The sequence below is a fragment of the Natroniella sulfidigena genome (assembly GCF_023223645.1).
In the GTDB taxonomy this organism is placed as follows: Bacteria; Bacillota; Halanaerobiia; order Halobacteroidales; family Halobacteroidaceae; genus Natroniella; species Natroniella sulfidigena.
Map to the genome: position 1 here is coordinate 58,684 of NZ_JALKBY010000005.1, position 17,341 is coordinate 76,024.

Consider the following 17,341-nt stretch of genomic DNA (forward strand, 5'->3'; position numbering starts at 1 on the left):
ATGCTTCAGGAAGAAATTACAAATAAAAGGGTTGGAATTATTGGTGGGGGCCAACTAGGAAAGATGATGATCTTAGAGGCTAAGAAGATGGACTTTGAAGTTATTATCTTAGACCCTAGTTCTGACTGTCCTGCTAGTAGTATTGCTGATCAACAGATTGTTGCTCAATTTGATGACCAGCAAGCAATTAAGCAGTTAGCTGACCAGTCTGATGTTGTAACTTATGAATTTGAGCATATTAATGTTGAGATCTTAAAGCGATTAGAGAAGCAAGGTTATCAAACCTATCCGACACCGACCAGTTTAGAAGTTATTCAAGATAAATATCAGCAAAAAAAGAAGTTGTTTACAGCAGATCTTCCTGTACCTGAGTTTAAGAAGGTCAGTACAGTAAAAGAGATTAAAGAGGTGGCTGATCAATTTGGTTATCCTGTAATGTTAAAGAGTTGTACTGGTGGTTATGATGGCAAAGGTAATGCTTTAATTAATGAAGAAGCTGAGGTTGAATCAGCCTATCAGGAGTTAGGGGAAGGCCAACAACCATTGATGGCAGAACAATTTATTCCGTTTACTAAAGAAATATCTGTGATTATCTGTCGTGATACGGCTGGTAAGAGAGTAGTTTATCCAATTGCAGAAAATGAGCATCAAAATAGTATCTTAATTGAGACTAAGGTTCCTGCTCAAATTACAGAAGAAGTAAAGAAAGAAGCAATAGAGTTGGCCCGGCAGGTGATTGATGTTTTTGCAGGGGTTGGTATCTTCTGTATTGAGATGTTTACGACTGAAAACGGGGAAGTACTAATTAATGAGATAGCACCTCGTCCTCACAACTCAGGGCATTATAGTATTGAAGGGGGTATTACCTCTCAATTTGAACAACATATTAGGGCAATTACAGGTTTACCATTAGGGCCAACGACTTTATTGCGACCGATAGTGATGCGGAATTTACTAGGAGGTAAACAAGAAGGTCAAGCAGTGGTTGATGGAATTGAGGATGCTTTACAAGTTCCAGAGACTAAAGTTCATATTTATGGTAAACAAGAGTCTTATTATGAACGGAAGATGGGCCATCTTACTGTGATGGCAGATGATGTAGAGCAAGCAGCTGAACGGGCGAGTAAAGCTGAGAGCTTGATTCAAATTAGGGGGAGTAATTAGTAACTGGTGACTAGTAATTAGTAACTAGTTAAAGTCAAAATTCGAAAATGTCAAACAACTTATTTTAGAGTTAGAGCCTTATAAATAGAGGAGGATTTAAAATGGAGCCAACTGTAGGAATTATTATGGGTAGTGATTCAGATTTACCGGTGATGAAAGAAGCAGCAAAGATCTTAGATCAGTTTGAAGTTGAGTATGAGTTGACAGTTGTATCTGCTCACCGAACGCCTGAGCGGTTATACAATTATGCAGAGTCAGCTAAGGAGAAAGGAATAGATGTGATTATTGCTGGAGCAGGAGGAGCGGCTCACTTGCCAGGGATGGTAGCTTCGATCACTACAGTTCCAGTTATTGGGGTGCCAGTTAAGACTTCTACTTTAAACGGGGTTGATTCTTTACATTCAATTGTTCAGATGCCAGGAGGAGTTCCTGTAGCTACGGTAGCTATTAATGGGGCTAAGAATGCTGGTTTATTGGCATTACAGGTTTTAGGGGTGGCAGATCAAAAGATTAGTCAGCAGTTAAAGGATTATAAAGAAAATCTAAGGACTAAAGTAGAACAGACAGCAGCAGAAGTTGAAGAGTTAGGTTATCAAGATTATTTAGAACAGAACTAGAAATATTTATAATAATAAATCAGGAATAAGTGCCGTAAAGTTGAGACGAGGGAGTGAAGTAATTATGATTAAACGTGATATCTTTGAGAATATAAGTCCATTAGATCATCGCTATTCCTTACGAGAAGAGGAGTTTAAAGAGTATGGTAAGTTCTTATCTGAACGGGCCAAAATAGAATACCAAGCAACAGTAGAGGTAGCTTTAGTTAAGGCCTTAGCTAAGAATGGAATCTGTAGTAATCAAGTTGCTCAAGAAATAGCAGATGCTGCTGAGCAGATAACTCCTCAGGAGGTTTATCAAGAGGAGAAGAAGACGAAGCATAATATTCGAGCTTTGGTCAACTGTTTACAGAGGAAGGTTAGTGAGGAAGCAAAGCCATATGTTCACTTTACAACGACATCTTTTGATATAGTCGATACTGCCAATTCATTACGCTATAAAGAGTGTATGGCAGAGTTGATTGTACCTACTTTATTGGAGCTAGAAGAGGTACTAATGGAGATTGCTATGCGAGAGAAGGAGACGATTCAGGTTGGTAGAACTCATGGACAGCATGCAGTACCGATTACTTTTGGGTTTGCGGTTGCTGAGTATGTCAGTAGGTTGGGAAATCGGATTGAAGCAGTCGAAAAGACTGGTCAACAGTTAAAAGGAAAGATTGCTGGAGCAGTTGGTGCTTATAATGCTAGTCATTTATTCTTTGAAGCCCCAGAGAAATTTGAAAGTGATGTCTTAGCAGAGCTAGGGATGGAGGCTGGTACACACTCAACCCAGATTGTTGAACCAGAGTATTTAGCTGACTTTGTTCATGCTTTAACTTCTTGTTTTGGGGTTTTAGCAAGCTTCAGTGATGATATGCGTCATTTACAACGTTCAGAAATTGGAGAGGTAGGAGAACATTTTGGTAAAGATCAGGTTGGTTCTTCAACGATGCCTCATAAAAGAAATCCAATCAATTATGAAAATGTAAAGAGTCTATGGAAGCAGTTTATGCCACGGATGGTTACAGTTTATCAAGACCAGTTATCTGAACATCAGCGAGATTTGACAAACTCGGCTTCGAGCCGTTTTATTCCTGAGATAATAGTCGGTTTATTATCGGCAACGAATCGGTTGATCAGAGTCTGTAAGAAGTTAGTAGTTGATTATGATAATCTGGAGAAGAATTTTGACCAGAATAAAGAGATGGTAGTAGCAGAACCACTTTATATCTTGTTAGCTTCACTAGGTCATCCTGATGCTCATGAAGCAGTTAGAAAATTGACTTTAAAAGCACAACAAACTGACCAATCATTACGAGAGTTGATTCAAACTGAATCTGAATTGGAATCATACTGGAAAGAGTTATCTGAGAAGCAACAGGAGTTATTGATCAATCCAGAGAAGTATACAGGTATTTCTGCTCGAAAAACAGAACAGGTCGTTGCTTATTGGCAAGAAAGATTAGGATTTGGGGGTTAAAGGATGGAAAAAAAAGAGATGTTGTACGAAGGAAAAGCTAAAAGGGTTTATAGTACTGCTGAGCAGGATCAGGTAATTGTAGAGTATAAAGATGATGCTACCGCTTTTGATGGGGAGAAAAAGGGCCAAATTTTAGAAAAAGGTAGGTTGAATGCTAAAATCTCAACTATCTTTTTTGAGTTGTTAGAAGAAAATGGCATTCCAACTCACTTGATTAAGGAGTTGACTGAAACTGAGGTATTAGTTAAGAAGTTAGATATTATTTTAGTAGAGGTTGTAGTCAGAAATATAGCAACAGGTAGTTTGGCTGAACGGTTAGGTTTAGAAGAAGGGGTTGAATTAAATCAACCGGTCTTAGAGTTTTATTATAAGGATGATCAGTTGGGTGATCCATTAATTAATCGTTATCATATTTATGCTCAACAATTGGCAACTGCAGAAGAGATAGCAGAGATTGAAGAGTTGGCTTTAAAGATTAATCAGATTTTAATTGAGTTTTTAGCAGAGCGAGGGATTGATCTAATAGATTTTAAGTTGGAGTTTGGGAAAGATGAGGAAGGTCAGATTTATTTAGCTGATGAAATTTCTCCAGATACTTGTCGTCTTTGGGATAGTGAGACCAAAAAGAAGCTGGATAAGGATCGTTTTCGACGTGATTTAGGAGAAGTAGAAGCGGCTTATTATGAAATTTTAGAAAGAGTTAGCGGTTAGTAAAAAACAATGAATAGATAATAGTGAAATATTGTGGCACTTTTGTGCCACAATATAGTTGACAGTTTACGGTTTACAGTTTACAGTTAAAGGTCAAAACATTAAAAAATTAAGATCTCTAAAACTCTTATATAATCATTAGTAAGTTTTATGGTTTTAATGGTCTTAACTGTCAACTGTCAACTGTTCACTGTATACTGATATAAAGGGGAGGAAGAGATGAAAAAAGATTATTCACTCCATAATAAAGATTTATCTGATAAGATGGAAGAGGAATGTGGTGTCTTTGGAATCTATGCTAATAAAAAAGTGGATGTATCTAATTTAAGCTATTTAGGTCTTCATGCTTTACAGCATCGTGGCCAAGAGAGTGCAGGGATTTGTGTTAATCATAAAGGTGAATTTAGAAATTATAAAGATATGGGATTGGTTACTAATGTATTTGATGAAGAGAAGTTAGCAGAATTAACTGGGGAGATGGCAATTGGTCATGTCCGTTATTCAACGACAGGTTCTAGTTTATTAGCTAATGCTCAACCATTATTGATCAATTCGATCAAGGGAGATCTTGCTCTTGCTCATAATGGTAATTTGGTCAATAGTGCTGAAATGAGGGCTAACTTAGAACAACAAGGCTCTATTTTCCATTCAACGCTTGATACAGAGGTAATAGCTCATCTAGTAGCTCGTTCATTTAAAGATAACATTATAGAAGCTTTTACTCATAGCCTACAACAGATTAGAGGGGCGTACAGTATTGTTGCGATGACTGAAGATAGTTTAATAGCAGCTAGAGACCCGCATGGTTTTCGACCACTGTCTATAGGTAAGTTAGGGGATAGTTATGTTGTTGCTTCAGAAAGCTGTGCTTTTGATATTATTGGGGCTAAGTTAATCAGAGATGTTAATCCAGGAGAGATGGTAATTATCAATGAAGATGGGGTTAATAGTATCTATTATGGGGAGCGAGAGTTAAATAACTTCTGTGTCTTTGAATTTATCTATTTTGCTCGACCAGATAGTGTGATTGGAGGACAGAGTGTTCACTTGGCCCGTCGAGAGATGGGGCGACAGTTGGCTAAGGAGATGGAAGTGGAAGCTGATTTAGTAATTCCTGTTCCTAGTTCTGGAATTCCAGCTGCATTAGGTTTTGCTGAGGAGTCAGGAATTCCTTATGAGCAAGGGATTTTAAGGAATAAGTATGTTGGTCGAACTTTTATCCAACCGACTCAAGAGATCAGAAATTTAAAGGTCAAGATCAAGTTAAATCCAATCAAGGAGATTATCAAAGGTAAGAAAGTTGTTTTAATAGATGATTCGATTGTGAGAGGAACAACGAGTAAACTAATTATTAAAGCTGTTAAAGCAGCAGGGGCTAAAGAAGTTCATATGGCAATTTCTTCTCCACCAGTAACTCATCCTTGTTTTTATGGTTTGGATACTTCCCGGCGGAAGGAATTGATTGCTTCTAATAATAGCATAGAAGAAATCTGCAAGCATATTGGAGCTGATTCTCTAGGATATTTGAGCCAAGAAGGATTGGCTAAATCGATCAAGGCTAATGGATATGATTTCTGCACAGCCTGTCTTGATGGAGATTATCCACTGGAGTTGGGCTCAGGGAAGTATGACTTTGAATAAATTCGCTATTGCGAATTTAGTTTAAGGTTAAGGCTGAGGTTAAGTAAGAGTACTTAAAAGAGAGTTTAATTTTTTGAATTTAACTGTCAATTGTCAATTATAAACTATTAACTGATTTCTGGGGGGATTGAGATGGGATTATCTTATAAAGATGCAGGTGTTGATATTGAAGCAGGAGATAAAGCGGTAGCTAAATTGAAGGATGATGTGCAAGAGACCTTTGGCCCTGAAGTATTGACAGATTTAGGTGGTTTTGGAGCTTTATTTGCTCCAGATTTAAGTGATTATCAACAGCCAGTCTTTGTTTCAGGAACGGATGGGGTAGGAACTAAGCTTAAAGTAGCATTTATGATGGAGCAGCATGATACGGTTGGAATTGATTTAGTAGCGATGTGTGTCAATGATATTTTGGCCCAGGGTGCTAGGCCGTTATTCTTCTTAGATTATTTAGCAACTGGAAAGTTAGATCCTGATCATGTAGCTGAAATAGTCAAAGGGATTACTACTGGTTGTAAACAGTCTGAAGCTGCTTTGATTGGTGGAGAGACAGCTGAGATGCCGGATTTTTATCAAACTGGAGAGTATGATCTGGCAGGATTTGTAGTAGGAATTGTTGATAAGGATAAGATTATTACTGGAGATGAGATTAAGCCAGGAGATAAGATTATCGGTTTAGGATCGAATGGGATTCATAGTAATGGTTATTCTTTGGCCCGGAAGGTCTTTTTTGAAAAAGCAGGGTATGAGGTCAATCAGCAAGTTGATGAATTAGAAACCACACTAGGTGAAGAGTTATTAAAACCGACTCGAATTTATGTCAAGCCAGTTTTGAAGTTATTAGAGCAGTATCAAGTTAAAGGGATTGCTCATATTACTGGAGGAGGATTGATTGAGAATTTACCACGAATCTTACCAGATGAGACTAAGGCAGTAATCAAGCAAGATAGTTGGGAGGTACCATCAGTCTTTAATTTAATGCAGGAATTAGGGGCGATCGAAGAGAAAGAAATGTACCGTACCTTTAATATGGGGATAGGAATGGTCTTGGTAGTTCCAGAAGAGGAAGCAGAGCAAGTGATTGAGACTGCTCAAGAATTAGGTGAAGAAGCTTATTTGATCGGAGAAGTTAAGGCAGGGGAGAACAAAGTAGAGTTTACAGTTAACAGTTGACAGTGTACAGTTAAAAATCAATTGATAGTTGATAATTGATAGTTAAAGGTCAAAAACTGGAAACTACGCGCCTTGAGGGAAGTGATCTTTATTTCCTGAAGAACTACTCTTGGGGTGAATTAACACTAATTAAGAGCAGTGAAGAGCTGCTAGTAGCAAATTGCAATTTTAAAGCAGTAAGTTGTCAATGCTCATGGAATAATTTTTGGGTTTATAAATTTCTTTGATTTTAATTGTAAATTGTACATTGTAAACTGTCAATTAGAATGGCGAGGTGATAAGATGTTAAAGCTAGGTGTGTTAGCTTCAGGGCGTGGAACTAATCTACAATCGATTATTGATGCTGTCAAGGCAGGTGAGCTAGAAGCTGAGATCGAAGTTGTGATCAGTGATAATCAAGATGCTCAAGCACTAGAGCGGGCAGCTAAGCATCAGATCGAAGCTCGGTATGTTGGCCCGGGAAATTATGATAATATCCAGGATTTTGAGCAAGCTATTATTGATCAGTTAGAGCGAAATGATGTAGAGCTGGTGATCTTAGCTGGTTTTATGAAATTATTGAGTCCTTATTTTATTGAGTATTATCAGAGTAGAATTATGAATATACATCCATCCCTACTGCCTGCTTTTAAAGGGTTGCATGCTCAACAGCAGGCTTTAGATTATGGGGTTAAGGTTGCAGGCTGTACAGTTCATTTTGTTGATCAGGGTATGGATACAGGGCCAATCATCTTGCAAGCAGCAGTAGAAGTTAAGGAAGATGATACGGAAGAGAGCTTAGCTAGTAGGATCTTAGAAGAAGAGCATAGGATTTATCCCGCAGCGATTAAGCTTTATGCCGAAGGTAAGTTAGAAATTGAAGGTGGGAAAGTTAAGATTAAAGAATCATTATAATAATGTGTCAGTTATGTGTGGGAGTGTGAGTAAGGTCAAAACCATAAGGACTAAGGTTTTGCTTTTACTCACACATACTACTCACACTGACACTATTTATTAATAAAGAGGGAGTGATCAAGATGACAAAAATCCGTCAAGCACTACTCAGTGTTTCCAATAAAGAAGGGATTGTTGATTTTGCTAAGGGTTTACATAAATTAGGAGTGAGCTTGATTTCAACAGGTGGGACAGCTAAAAAGTTAAAGGAAGCAGGACTGCCGGTAGTTGGGATCAGTCAGGTGACCGATTATCCAGAAATGATGGATGGGCGGGTTAAGACCTTACATCCTGCTGTTCATGGTGGGATCTTAGCTGTTAGGGAGAATGAAGAACACATGAGTGAACTAAAAAAGCAGGGGATTAAGCCGATTGATTTAGTTGTCTGTAACTTGTATCCTTTTGCAGAGACGATTGCTAAAGAAGATGTAACTTTACAAGAGGCGATTGAGAATATAGATATTGGCGGGCCAACAATGATCCGTTCTGCTGCTAAGAATAATCAAGATGTAGCAGTCGTTGTTGATAATGGTGATTATGATAGTATTTTAGCAGAGCTTGAAGCTAATGATACCGCTTTAACAGAGGAAAGAAGACTAAAGTTAGCGTATAAAGCTTTTAAACATACAGCTGAGTATGATCATTTAATTCAGGATTATTTAGCTAATATTGTTACAGAAGGTAAACAAAGTTTACCAGAAGCTATCCAAGATAACTATACTAAGAAGGCAGATTTAAGGTATGGAGAGAATCCTCATCAACAAGCTGCCTTTTATGAAGAACAGCAATCAAATGAACCATCAGTAACAACAGCTAAGCAACTACACGGAAAAGCATTATCCTTTAATAATATCAATGATACCAATGGAGCTTTAGAGTTGGTTAAAGAGTTTACAGAACAACCTGCAGTAGCAGTAATTAAGCATGCTAACCCTTGTGGTATGGCAGTAGCAGATGACTTAGCAGAGGCTTATCAGAAGGCTCATGCTGGAGATCCTACTTCTGCTTTTGGTAGTATTGTAGCTTTAAACCAAGAGGTCAGTGCAGATGTAGCTCAAGAGATAGCAGGGGAGGATAAGTTTGTTGAGGTTGTGATTGCTCCAAGCTTTAGTGAAGAAGCTTTAGAAATTTTAAAAGAGCGATGGGAGAATGTTCGTTTACTGGAGACTGGCCCATTGAGTATAAATCGTAAACAGCCAGGTTATGATTTAAAGAAAGTGACTGGAGGTTTATTAGTCCAAGATCGTGATATTGTTGAACTTAAAGAAGACGAGTTAGAAGTTGTGACTGAGGTTGAACCGACAGCTCAGCAACTGAAGGACCTAATCTTTAGTTGGAAGGTAGTTAAACATGTCAACTCCAATGCCATTGTGATGGGCAAAGATGGGATGATAGTTGGTGTCGGAGCAGGACAGATGAGCCGAATTGATGCGATGATTATAGCTGCTCGGAAAGCAGATGGACGACAAGAGGGAGGAATTGTTGCCTCTGATGCTTTCTTCCCATTTCCTGATGCTATCGAACAGGCAGCTAAGAAAGGGATTAAGGCAATTATCCAACCGGGTGGTTCAATGAGGGATGAAGAGGTAATTGAAGCTGCTAATGAACATGGAATTGCAATGGTGTTTACGGGGCGTAGACATTTTAAACATTAAAGATAAGTTGATACATAACAGTTAGAAATATCCTATCTCTTAGATTTTCTAAATTAGTTACTCAATATCCTGTTTGTTTATTGTCAAAGTATTTAATTAAATATTTCTAATCATAATATACGATAATATCCTTTCACTTGATTTAAAAATTTGTTATAATGCTAGTAGAATGGTGCAAAGGGGAAACCTACTGCAAATTAAAAATTAATTATTTTGATCGCTAGACATATCATCGTTAGGGGATGGTATGTCTTTTTTACATTATCTAGGTTATTGAATAATTAAAGTTTTTAGTTGTAAAGTGGTGTTAATTAAGATATAAAATTAAATTATAAAGGAGTTAGAGTAGATGCTAAAAAAGTATTTAAGCCAGTCGATAATAGTAATTATAGTGATTGTTATTAGCTTATTGATATTTAATTTTGCTACTGAATTAAAGGGAGAGCAGGTTGGACTAGCTCAAGAAATATCTATTATAAACAATCCTTTAGATAGGTTGGTACTGGTTAATAAACAGCGTCGTTTGAAGTGGAATTTTAGTCCACCTGATTTGACAACAGTCAATATTCCATTTACTGTTGTAGAGAATTCTTCGCGACAAAAGATGAGATTTGAAGCAGCTAAAATGTTAGAAAATCTTATTTTTCAGGCTCAACAGGAAGAAATTGAGCTAATAGGAGTTTCTGGTTATCGTTCTTATCAACGCCAATTAGAGATCTTTCTAGAGAATGTAATCCTATTTGGAGACGATGATAGCTATTCAAGTGCTCGGCCAGGACATAGTGAACATCAAACAGGTTTGGCTATTGATCTAACCACTCCTGATCTAAATTATCAGTTGACAGAAGAACTTGGTCAACATCAAGCAGGGCAGTGGTTAGAAAAATGGGCTCCTAGTTATGGATTTATTGTGCGTTATCAACAAGGGAAAGAAGGAATTACTGGATATCAGTATGAACCATGGCATTTGAGATATGTAGGAGTAGAAGCTGCACTTGAAATAGTAGCTGATGATTTGACATTAGAAGAATATTTATTTGCTCAACCAGAAAAGCTATTAACTGGTAAAGCTAAGTTAGGGATTGAACCACCAAGATTGAGGTTTCCCTTCGAGAGTTAAAGAAATAGGATCATTAATTAATGTTGTTAAAACTTCAGTTCACTATAATCAATGAATCTTTTATCTAAGTCATAAAATTTTAGGTAATTTTTTGTAGCTTTTTTACTCTAGGTTTCATTTTTTAATACATCAATGCTCACCTATCAAGTAATAACTTCATAAATTTTTTACTGGCCAATGAGAAAGGAATCTTTTTATTGGTTATGATTGCTAAGTCTCTGTGGGGTAGCTCTTCTGTTAAGTTGACCTTAAATAACCCTGCTTCAGTATCCTGAAGGCAGTAATCAGGTACAAAAGAGATTCCTAGTCCTATCCTAGCCATCTCAACTAATAGATCTACACTACCTAATTCCACTTCAGGTTGTAGATCAATGCTTAATTGATTGATTAACTCTTCAAAGAATTTTCTAGTAGTAGTCTTCTTTTCTAGCATTAATAAAGGATAGTCACTTAAATCATGTAGAGAAACCTTCTTCTCTTTAAGTTGCTTGTATTTATCTCCACTGATCAGGATATCACTAAAGGTATAGACTTGTTCAACTTCCATAAAATCAGTAACTTCTTTATTGGGTAGATTACTGATAATCAGATCAACCTTACCTTGCTTTAGTAACTCGACACATTTGCTAGAGGTGCGATTAGTAATCTGAATATGGATTTGGGGATAAAGTTGATGGAATTTCTTTAAGTAAGGTAATAAAAAGTATTTACAGATCGTATCGTTGGCCCCAAGATGAATCTCACCTGCTTTAAAAGAGTTAATCTCTTGAATATTTCGCTCACCATTTTTGATCAGGTTAAAGGCAGGTTCAATATGTTTAAATAAAATTTCACCTTCTTTAGTCAAGGTAACTTGTTTGGTTGTTCTGATAAATAGAGTAGTATTCAACTCCTCTTCTAAGGATTTGATTGATTGGCTGACGGCCGATTGAGAGATAAAAAGCTCGTCAGCAGCTTGAGAAAAGTTTAGATGCTGTGCTACATAATAAAAAACTTTATAGAGTTCGTAATTAATACTCATTAATAACCACTCCTAATCAATAGCATAAGTAATATTAATTTTACTACTTAATTATATCACGGTATAATTAAAATAGCTAATTGACAGTTGATATGATTTTTATGGTTTTCACGGAGGGTCTTGATAAAGACCCGTAGGGATAATTGATAATTAATAAATAAAGATCCAATTATAAATTGTAAATTAAAAACGAGGGGGCCAAAAATGTCACAGATCAGAAGGGTTTATGTGGAGAAGAAAGAGGGCTATAATGTAGAGGCTAAACAGTTGTTAGAGGATTTTAAAGAAACTTTACAGTTAGAAGGATTAGAAGATTTAAGAATTGTTAATCGCTACGATATAGCTGGGATGTCTGAAGAAGGATATCGACAAGCTTGTGATACAATCTTATCTGAACCGCCGGTAGATAAGTTGTCTGAGGAAGAGTTAGAACTAGCAGAAGATGAGGTAGCTTTTGGAGTGGAATACTTACCGGGCCAATATGATCAACGAGCAGACTCAGCTGAGCAGTGTATGCAGATTTTGAATGCTGAGGAGAGGCCAACTGTTAGAGCAGCAAGAATAATTGTCCTACAGGGAGATATAAGCACAACTGAGTTAGAAAAAATAAAGGATTATTATATCAATCCTGTCGATTCACGAGAGGCAGAATTAGCTAAGCCAGATAGCTTAGAGATGGAATATGAAGTACCTGAAGAGGTAGATGTGATAGAGGAATTTATTGAATTAGATGAAGCAGGGTTGGAGGAGTTATTAGAAGAGCTAGGATTAGCGATGAGTAAAGAAGATTTACTCCATACCCAACGATACTTTAGAGAAGAAGAAAGAAGAGATCCTACAATTACAGAAATAAGGGTCTTGGATACTTATTGGTCTGATCATTGTCGTCATACGACATTCTTTACAAAGATAGAGGATGTCAAGATCGAAGAAGATAAGTATACTAGACCAATTGAGACTGCTTATCAGAAATATTTAACAGCACGAGAGAAAGTCTATTCATCTGATGAAAAGGATATCTGTTTAATGGATATAGCATTAATGGGAATGAAGGAGTTAAAAAAAGAGGGTAAACTGGAAGATTTAGAAGAATCTGATGAGGTGAATGCTTCTAGTATTATTGTTCCTGTAGATGTAGATGGTGAAGAAGAAGAATGGTTGGTTATGTTTAAAAATGAGACCCATAACCATCCAACAGAGATTGAACCTTTTGGTGGAGCAGCAACTTGTTTGGGGGGAGCTATTCGTGATCCTTTATCAGGACGCTCTTATGCTTATCAAGCAATGAGAATTACGGGCAGTGGGGATCCTAGAACGCCGATTGAGGAGACAATTCCTGGTAAATTACCACAAAAGAAGATTGCTCAAGAAGCTTCAGATGGATATAGCTCTTATGGAAATCAGATTGGGATAGCAACTGGACAAGTAGAGGAAACTTATAATGAAAGATTTCTAGCTAAACATATGGAGATTGGAGCAGTGATTGCTGCAGCACCTAGAGAGAACGTAGTCAGAGGAGATGCTGAACCAGGAGATGTGATTATATTAGTAGGTGGTAAGACAGGACGTGATGGTTGTGGTGGTGCTACAGGTTCATCAAAAGCACATACCGAAGAATCTATCGAGGAATGTGGTGCAGAAGTACAAAAAGGTAACCCACCGACAGAAAGAAAGATCCAGCGCTTATTTAGAAATCCTGAAGCAAGTACGTTGATCAAGAAATCTAATGACTTTGGTGCAGGGGGAGTATCAGTAGCAATCGGTGAACTTGCTGATGCATTAGAGATTGATTTAGATGTAGTACCGAAAAAGTATGAAGGATTAGATGGCACAGAGTTAGCAATTTCTGAGTCTCAAGAACGGATGGCAGTAGTAGTTGATAGGGAAGACGTAGAGAAATTTATTGAATTATCGGGGACAGAGAATTTGGAAGCAACAGTAGTAGCAGAAGTAAAGGATCATGGTAGATTGATTATGAACTGGAATGGAAATGATATAGTAAATTTAAGTAGAGATTTTTTAGATACTAATGGAGCAAGTCAGAGTACAAAGGTAATAGTCAAGAAGCCACAACAGGAAGAGAATTACTTCAAGAGTGCACCTCAAAATAGGTTAGCACAAGATGTAGAGTTGAAAGAAAAGTGGTTAGAAAATCTATCTGATATAAATGTCTGTAGCCAGAAAGGGTTAGTAGAAAAGTTTGATAGCTCAATAGGAGCAGGAAGTGTACTGATGCCTTATGGTGGAAAGTATCAATTGACACCAACCCAGGGTATGGTAGCTAAGATACCTGTTCTAGATGGAGATACAACAACGGGTACGATCATGAGCCATGGTTACAATTCAAAATTATCAACGTGGAGTCCTTTTCATGGAGCATTGTATGCAGTAGTTGAGTCGGTAGCTAAGGTAGTAGCAACTGGAGGAAGCTATGAAAAGATCAGATTTACCTTCCAAGAATACTTTGAAAGATTAAATCAAGATTATGAAAGATGGGGTAAGCCTTTTAGTGCACTATTAGGTGCTTTTTATGCTCAACAAGAGTTTGGATTACCTGCTATAGGTGGTAAAGATAGTATGTCAGGAACATTTAATGATATTGATGTTCCACCGACATTAGTATCCTTTGCTGTAGACACTGTTGACGTAAATAATGTAATCTCACCAGAATTTAAAGAGTCTGATAGTCAGATTGTATACGTCTATCCAGAAAAGGATGAAGCTGAAGTACCTGACTTTGAGCAGTTGAAGCTGAATTATCAGCGAGTAAACAGCTTGATCAAAGAGGGGTTAGTCTTATCAGCTCAAGCAGTAACAGTAGGTGGAGTTGCAGAAGCAGTAACTAAGATGTCCTTTGGGAATAAGATTGGAATAAACTTTGCCGAGCAAGTAGAAGATGAATTATTGTTTGGCCCAAATTATGGTTCACTTGTCTTAGAAGTAAAAGCAGATACAGAGGTAGAAGAATTGTTTAAAGGAGTAAACTATAAAGTATTAGGTACAACGACTGCAGAAGAGGCTATTAAGGTAGATAATATGGAGCTTGCTATTGATGAAGCGATCGAGACTTGGGAGAAGCCTCTAGAGAAGATTTATCGTACTAAAGTAGAGCAAGAGGAAGAGACCTTTGATTTTAAACCTTATGAAGCAGATGAGATCTATATCTGTAAAGAAAAGGTAGCAAAGCCAAAGGTGTTGATCCCTGTCTTCCCAGGAACGAACTGTGAATATGATACAGCAGAGCAGTTTAAAGCAGCAGGAGCAGAAGTGGAGACAGTGATCTTTAAGAACTTATTGCCACATCAGATTGAGGAATCGATTGATGCTATGGTAGAAGCAATCAATAACTCTCAAATCATATCATTAGTTGGAGGGTTCAGTGCTGGAGATGAGCCTGAAGGTGCAGGTAAGTTTATAGCAACGGTATTTAGAAATCCTAAGATCAAAGAAGCTGTGATGAACTTACTAAACAAGCGAGATGGATTAATGATCGGGATCTGTAATGGTTTTCAAGCCTTAATTAAACTAGGTTTAGTACCTTATGGAGAGATCAGAGAGTTGACAGAGGATGCACCAACATTGACTTACAATAAGATCGGACGCCATGCATCTTGTATGGTAAATACAAGAATTGTATCGAATAAATCACCATGGTTTACTAATGTAAACACAGGGGATATTCATACAATCCCTGCTTCACATGGAGAAGGGCGTTTTGTAGCAAGTGAAGAAATGGTAAACAGGTTGTTTAAAAACGGTCAAGTGGCAACCCAATATGTAGATTTAGATGGCAATCCAACATCTGATATAGCTTTCAACCCTAATGGTTCAGTAGCTGCTATAGAGGGAATTACCAGTCCTGATGGACGGATCTTAGGAAAGATGGCACATTCAGAGCGGATTGGAAGTAATGTTGCCAAGAATATAATCGGTGAACAAGAGCAAAAATTATTTAAAGCAGGAGTAGATTACTTTAAGAAATAAACTATTGTCTACAAAGATGTATACAGTTTAAACATTGCAAAAGAGCCCCGGATGGGGTTCTTTTTTTATCATTAAGAAAATCATGTTTTCTAGAGGTTGTGGATAACTTTTGCTGGTTTGTATTTGTTGGTTTTACTTAAACTCAATCTTAGACTTAAATTGAGTTACCGGAGGTAACTTTTTATTTGACATAATTTTAAAGAATAGGTATAATCACATAAACACCCCGCCATAGGAGGGGGTGAAATGAAGCGGAGATATGGGAGGGATTGTTATATGATCAAGCGTGCTTATATTGATTTAGAAGTATGTAGCCAATCTGACGACTGTAGTGCTAGGCAACATTGTGCTAAAGAAGCTATAAACTTTGAGGATGGAAAGATTTATATTAATCAATACTGTAATGGTTGTGGGAAATGTATTAAACACTGTAGTAATCGGGCCATTAAATTGGTTTAAGTATATTTTTGCAAGAAAGACTCACAGATCAACGTGGCTAATTATATGATAAGTATAAGCTTTTAAATTAGTTCAGAAAGGAGGTACTAATTTGGAGGTCAACTTATCACTTAATGGTGGCGGAATTAAGGGGATTAGCCATGTAGGAGGTCTAAAGGCCTTAGAAGAAGAAGGAATAGAGATTAAAGCAATCGCTGGTAGTTCGGCTGGAGCAATTATAGCTGCTTTATATGGAGCAGGTTATAGTTGTGATGAATTAAAAGAAATTATGTATCAGGTTGATTTTAATAAGTTTAAAGATGGTTTATCCTTATTTAGATTGATTAGGGATTATGGTTTATATAGTGGTCATTATTTTTTGCGTTGGATTGAGGCTAAATTAGCTGCTAAGGGTATTAATAAATTTAAAGATTTAAGAATTAATGTAAAAATTATAACTTCAGAGGTAACTTATAGTAAAGAGCAGGTCTTTTCTAAGACTGAAACCCCAGAGGCTTCTGTAGCTGAAGCTGTGAGAATGTCAATTGGAATTCCTGTCTTTTATGTTCCTTATCGCTATCAATCTCAATTATATGTTGATGGAGGAGTAATGAATAATCTCCCTTTAAATGTATTTAATGAAGCAGAAGAACCAGTCTTAGGCTTTTTACTACTAGAGCAAGAACAACAAGAACAGACTGAGATTAATAACTTTATAGATTATCTAACTACTCTAATGAATATGGTAATTTCGGTTAATGAGCTCCGGCAGATCGAATTATCTGATTCTTATATTATTTCAATTCCAACCGGTGATACTAAAGCTACTGATTTTTCTTTATCATTAGAAGAAAAAGAGGAGTTATACAAGTTAGGGTATCAGCGGGTAAAAGATGATTTAAAAAAGTTTACAGATAGACGATTAGGAGAAGCAAAGATATTTGAGCAGGGGGAGATTAGGGCTACAACTGTTGAGATAGAGGAGTTTAGTAGAGTGATGGTCAGTTATTTAAAGAAAAATTTTGAGCTTGAGCAGATTGATGGTATTGTTTCAATCACAGGTGATGATTATCTATTTTCTTATCTACTTGCTAAACAGTTGAACAAAAAGTTTACGGTCTTTAAACCAGAAGAGGTAGGATTGGATAATTGTCGCTATAATCAACTACAGCCAGGAGAAAGGGTTATAATTACAACCTTTTTACTGAAGGAAGATGAACAATTGGTTAAATTAGCAGCTCAGTTGAAAAAACTTGGCATTGAAGTGGAGGAGATGCTTACTTTAATTGGCCCTGAAGGTACTCTTCAAGCTACTAAATCAGATAATGAGTTAGGTAGCACTAAATATCAGCCTCTTGATTTTGATTGACAAAATTTTGAGTTTGTTATATTATTTGAATGGAGAAAATCAAGCTTGAAATGGAG

At 37.0% G+C, this 17,341-nt stretch carries 13 protein-coding genes; 12 read left to right on the forward strand and 1 reads right to left on the reverse strand.

Annotated elements, in window-relative coordinates; translation table 11 throughout:
* The 9 genes from MWH28_RS04665 (at nucleotide 1) to MWH28_RS04705 (ending at nucleotide 10,473) form a co-directional block, all read left to right on the forward strand.
* Nucleotides 1–1,164 (forward strand): 5-(carboxyamino)imidazole ribonucleotide synthase, encoded by a 1,164-nt coding sequence (locus MWH28_RS04665; RefSeq protein ID WP_248618133.1) that lies wholly within the window; start codon nucleotides 1–3, stop codon nucleotides 1,162–1,164.
* A gap of 101 nt (nucleotides 1,165–1,265) precedes the next feature.
* Complete coding sequence (gene purE, locus MWH28_RS04670) at nucleotides 1,266–1,781, forward strand: 5-(carboxyamino)imidazole ribonucleotide mutase (protein ID WP_248618134.1); 516 nt, start codon at nucleotides 1,266–1,268, stop codon at nucleotides 1,779–1,781.
* Nucleotides 1,782–1,845: 64 nt separating this feature from the next.
* Nucleotides 1,846–3,243 (forward strand): lyase family protein, encoded by a 1,398-nt coding sequence (locus MWH28_RS04675; RefSeq protein WP_248618135.1) that lies wholly within the window; start codon nucleotides 1,846–1,848, stop codon nucleotides 3,241–3,243.
* Between the two features lie 3 nt (nucleotides 3,244–3,246).
* Nucleotides 3,247–3,954, forward strand: coding sequence for a phosphoribosylaminoimidazolesuccinocarboxamide synthase (gene purC, locus MWH28_RS04680; protein ID WP_248618136.1), 708 nt, complete (start codon nucleotides 3,247–3,249; stop codon nucleotides 3,952–3,954).
* 219 nt (nucleotides 3,955–4,173) lie between these two features.
* Entirely contained in the window at nucleotides 4,174–5,595 is a 1,422-nt protein-coding gene (purF, locus tag MWH28_RS04685) for an amidophosphoribosyltransferase (RefSeq protein ID WP_248618137.1), read from the forward strand.
* 132 nt (nucleotides 5,596–5,727) lie between these two features.
* Nucleotides 5,728–6,765, forward strand: a complete 1,038-nt coding sequence (purM, locus tag MWH28_RS04690) for a phosphoribosylformylglycinamidine cyclo-ligase (RefSeq protein ID WP_248618138.1) — start codon at nucleotides 5,728–5,730, stop codon at nucleotides 6,763–6,765.
* Between the two features lie 282 nt (nucleotides 6,766–7,047).
* A complete protein-coding gene (gene purN, locus MWH28_RS04695) occupies nucleotides 7,048–7,659 on the forward strand; it encodes a phosphoribosylglycinamide formyltransferase (protein WP_248618139.1) in 612 nt (203 codons plus the stop codon).
* Nucleotides 7,660–7,781: 122 nt separating this feature from the next.
* Nucleotides 7,782–9,353, forward strand: a complete 1,572-nt coding sequence (purH, locus tag MWH28_RS04700) for a bifunctional phosphoribosylaminoimidazolecarboxamide formyltransferase/IMP cyclohydrolase (RefSeq protein ID WP_248618140.1) — start codon at nucleotides 7,782–7,784, stop codon at nucleotides 9,351–9,353.
* 349 nt (nucleotides 9,354–9,702) lie between these two features.
* Nucleotides 9,703–10,473 (forward strand): M15 family metallopeptidase, encoded by a 771-nt coding sequence (locus MWH28_RS04705; protein ID WP_248618141.1) that lies wholly within the window; start codon nucleotides 9,703–9,705, stop codon nucleotides 10,471–10,473.
* Nucleotides 10,474–10,609: 136 nt separating this feature from the next.
* On the opposite strand, the gene MWH28_RS04710 is transcribed toward MWH28_RS04705, so the two are convergent.
* The gene (locus MWH28_RS04710) at nucleotides 10,610–11,494 is read right to left on the reverse strand and encodes a LysR family transcriptional regulator (RefSeq protein ID WP_248618142.1); all 885 of its coding nucleotides are present in this window, start codon (nucleotides 11,492–11,494) and stop codon (nucleotides 10,610–10,612) included.
* Nucleotides 11,495–11,698: 204 nt separating this feature from the next.
* On the opposite strand from MWH28_RS04710, the gene MWH28_RS04715 reads away from it, so the two are divergent.
* The 3 genes from MWH28_RS04715 (at nucleotide 11,699) to MWH28_RS04725 (ending at nucleotide 17,285) form a co-directional block, all read left to right on the forward strand.
* Nucleotides 11,699–15,478: a phosphoribosylformylglycinamidine synthase gene (locus tag MWH28_RS04715; RefSeq protein WP_248618143.1), complete on the forward strand. Its 3,780-nt coding sequence runs from the start codon at nucleotides 11,699–11,701 to the stop codon at nucleotides 15,476–15,478.
* 246 nt (nucleotides 15,479–15,724) lie between these two features.
* Nucleotides 15,725–15,937: a ferredoxin family protein gene (locus MWH28_RS04720; RefSeq protein WP_248618144.1), complete on the forward strand. Its 213-nt coding sequence runs from the start codon at nucleotides 15,725–15,727 to the stop codon at nucleotides 15,935–15,937.
* Between the two features lie 91 nt (nucleotides 15,938–16,028).
* The gene (locus MWH28_RS04725) at nucleotides 16,029–17,285 is read left to right on the forward strand and encodes a patatin-like phospholipase family protein (RefSeq protein ID WP_248618145.1); all 1,257 of its coding nucleotides are present in this window, start codon (nucleotides 16,029–16,031) and stop codon (nucleotides 17,283–17,285) included.
* The last annotated feature ends 56 nt before the right edge of the window (nucleotides 17,286–17,341 follow it).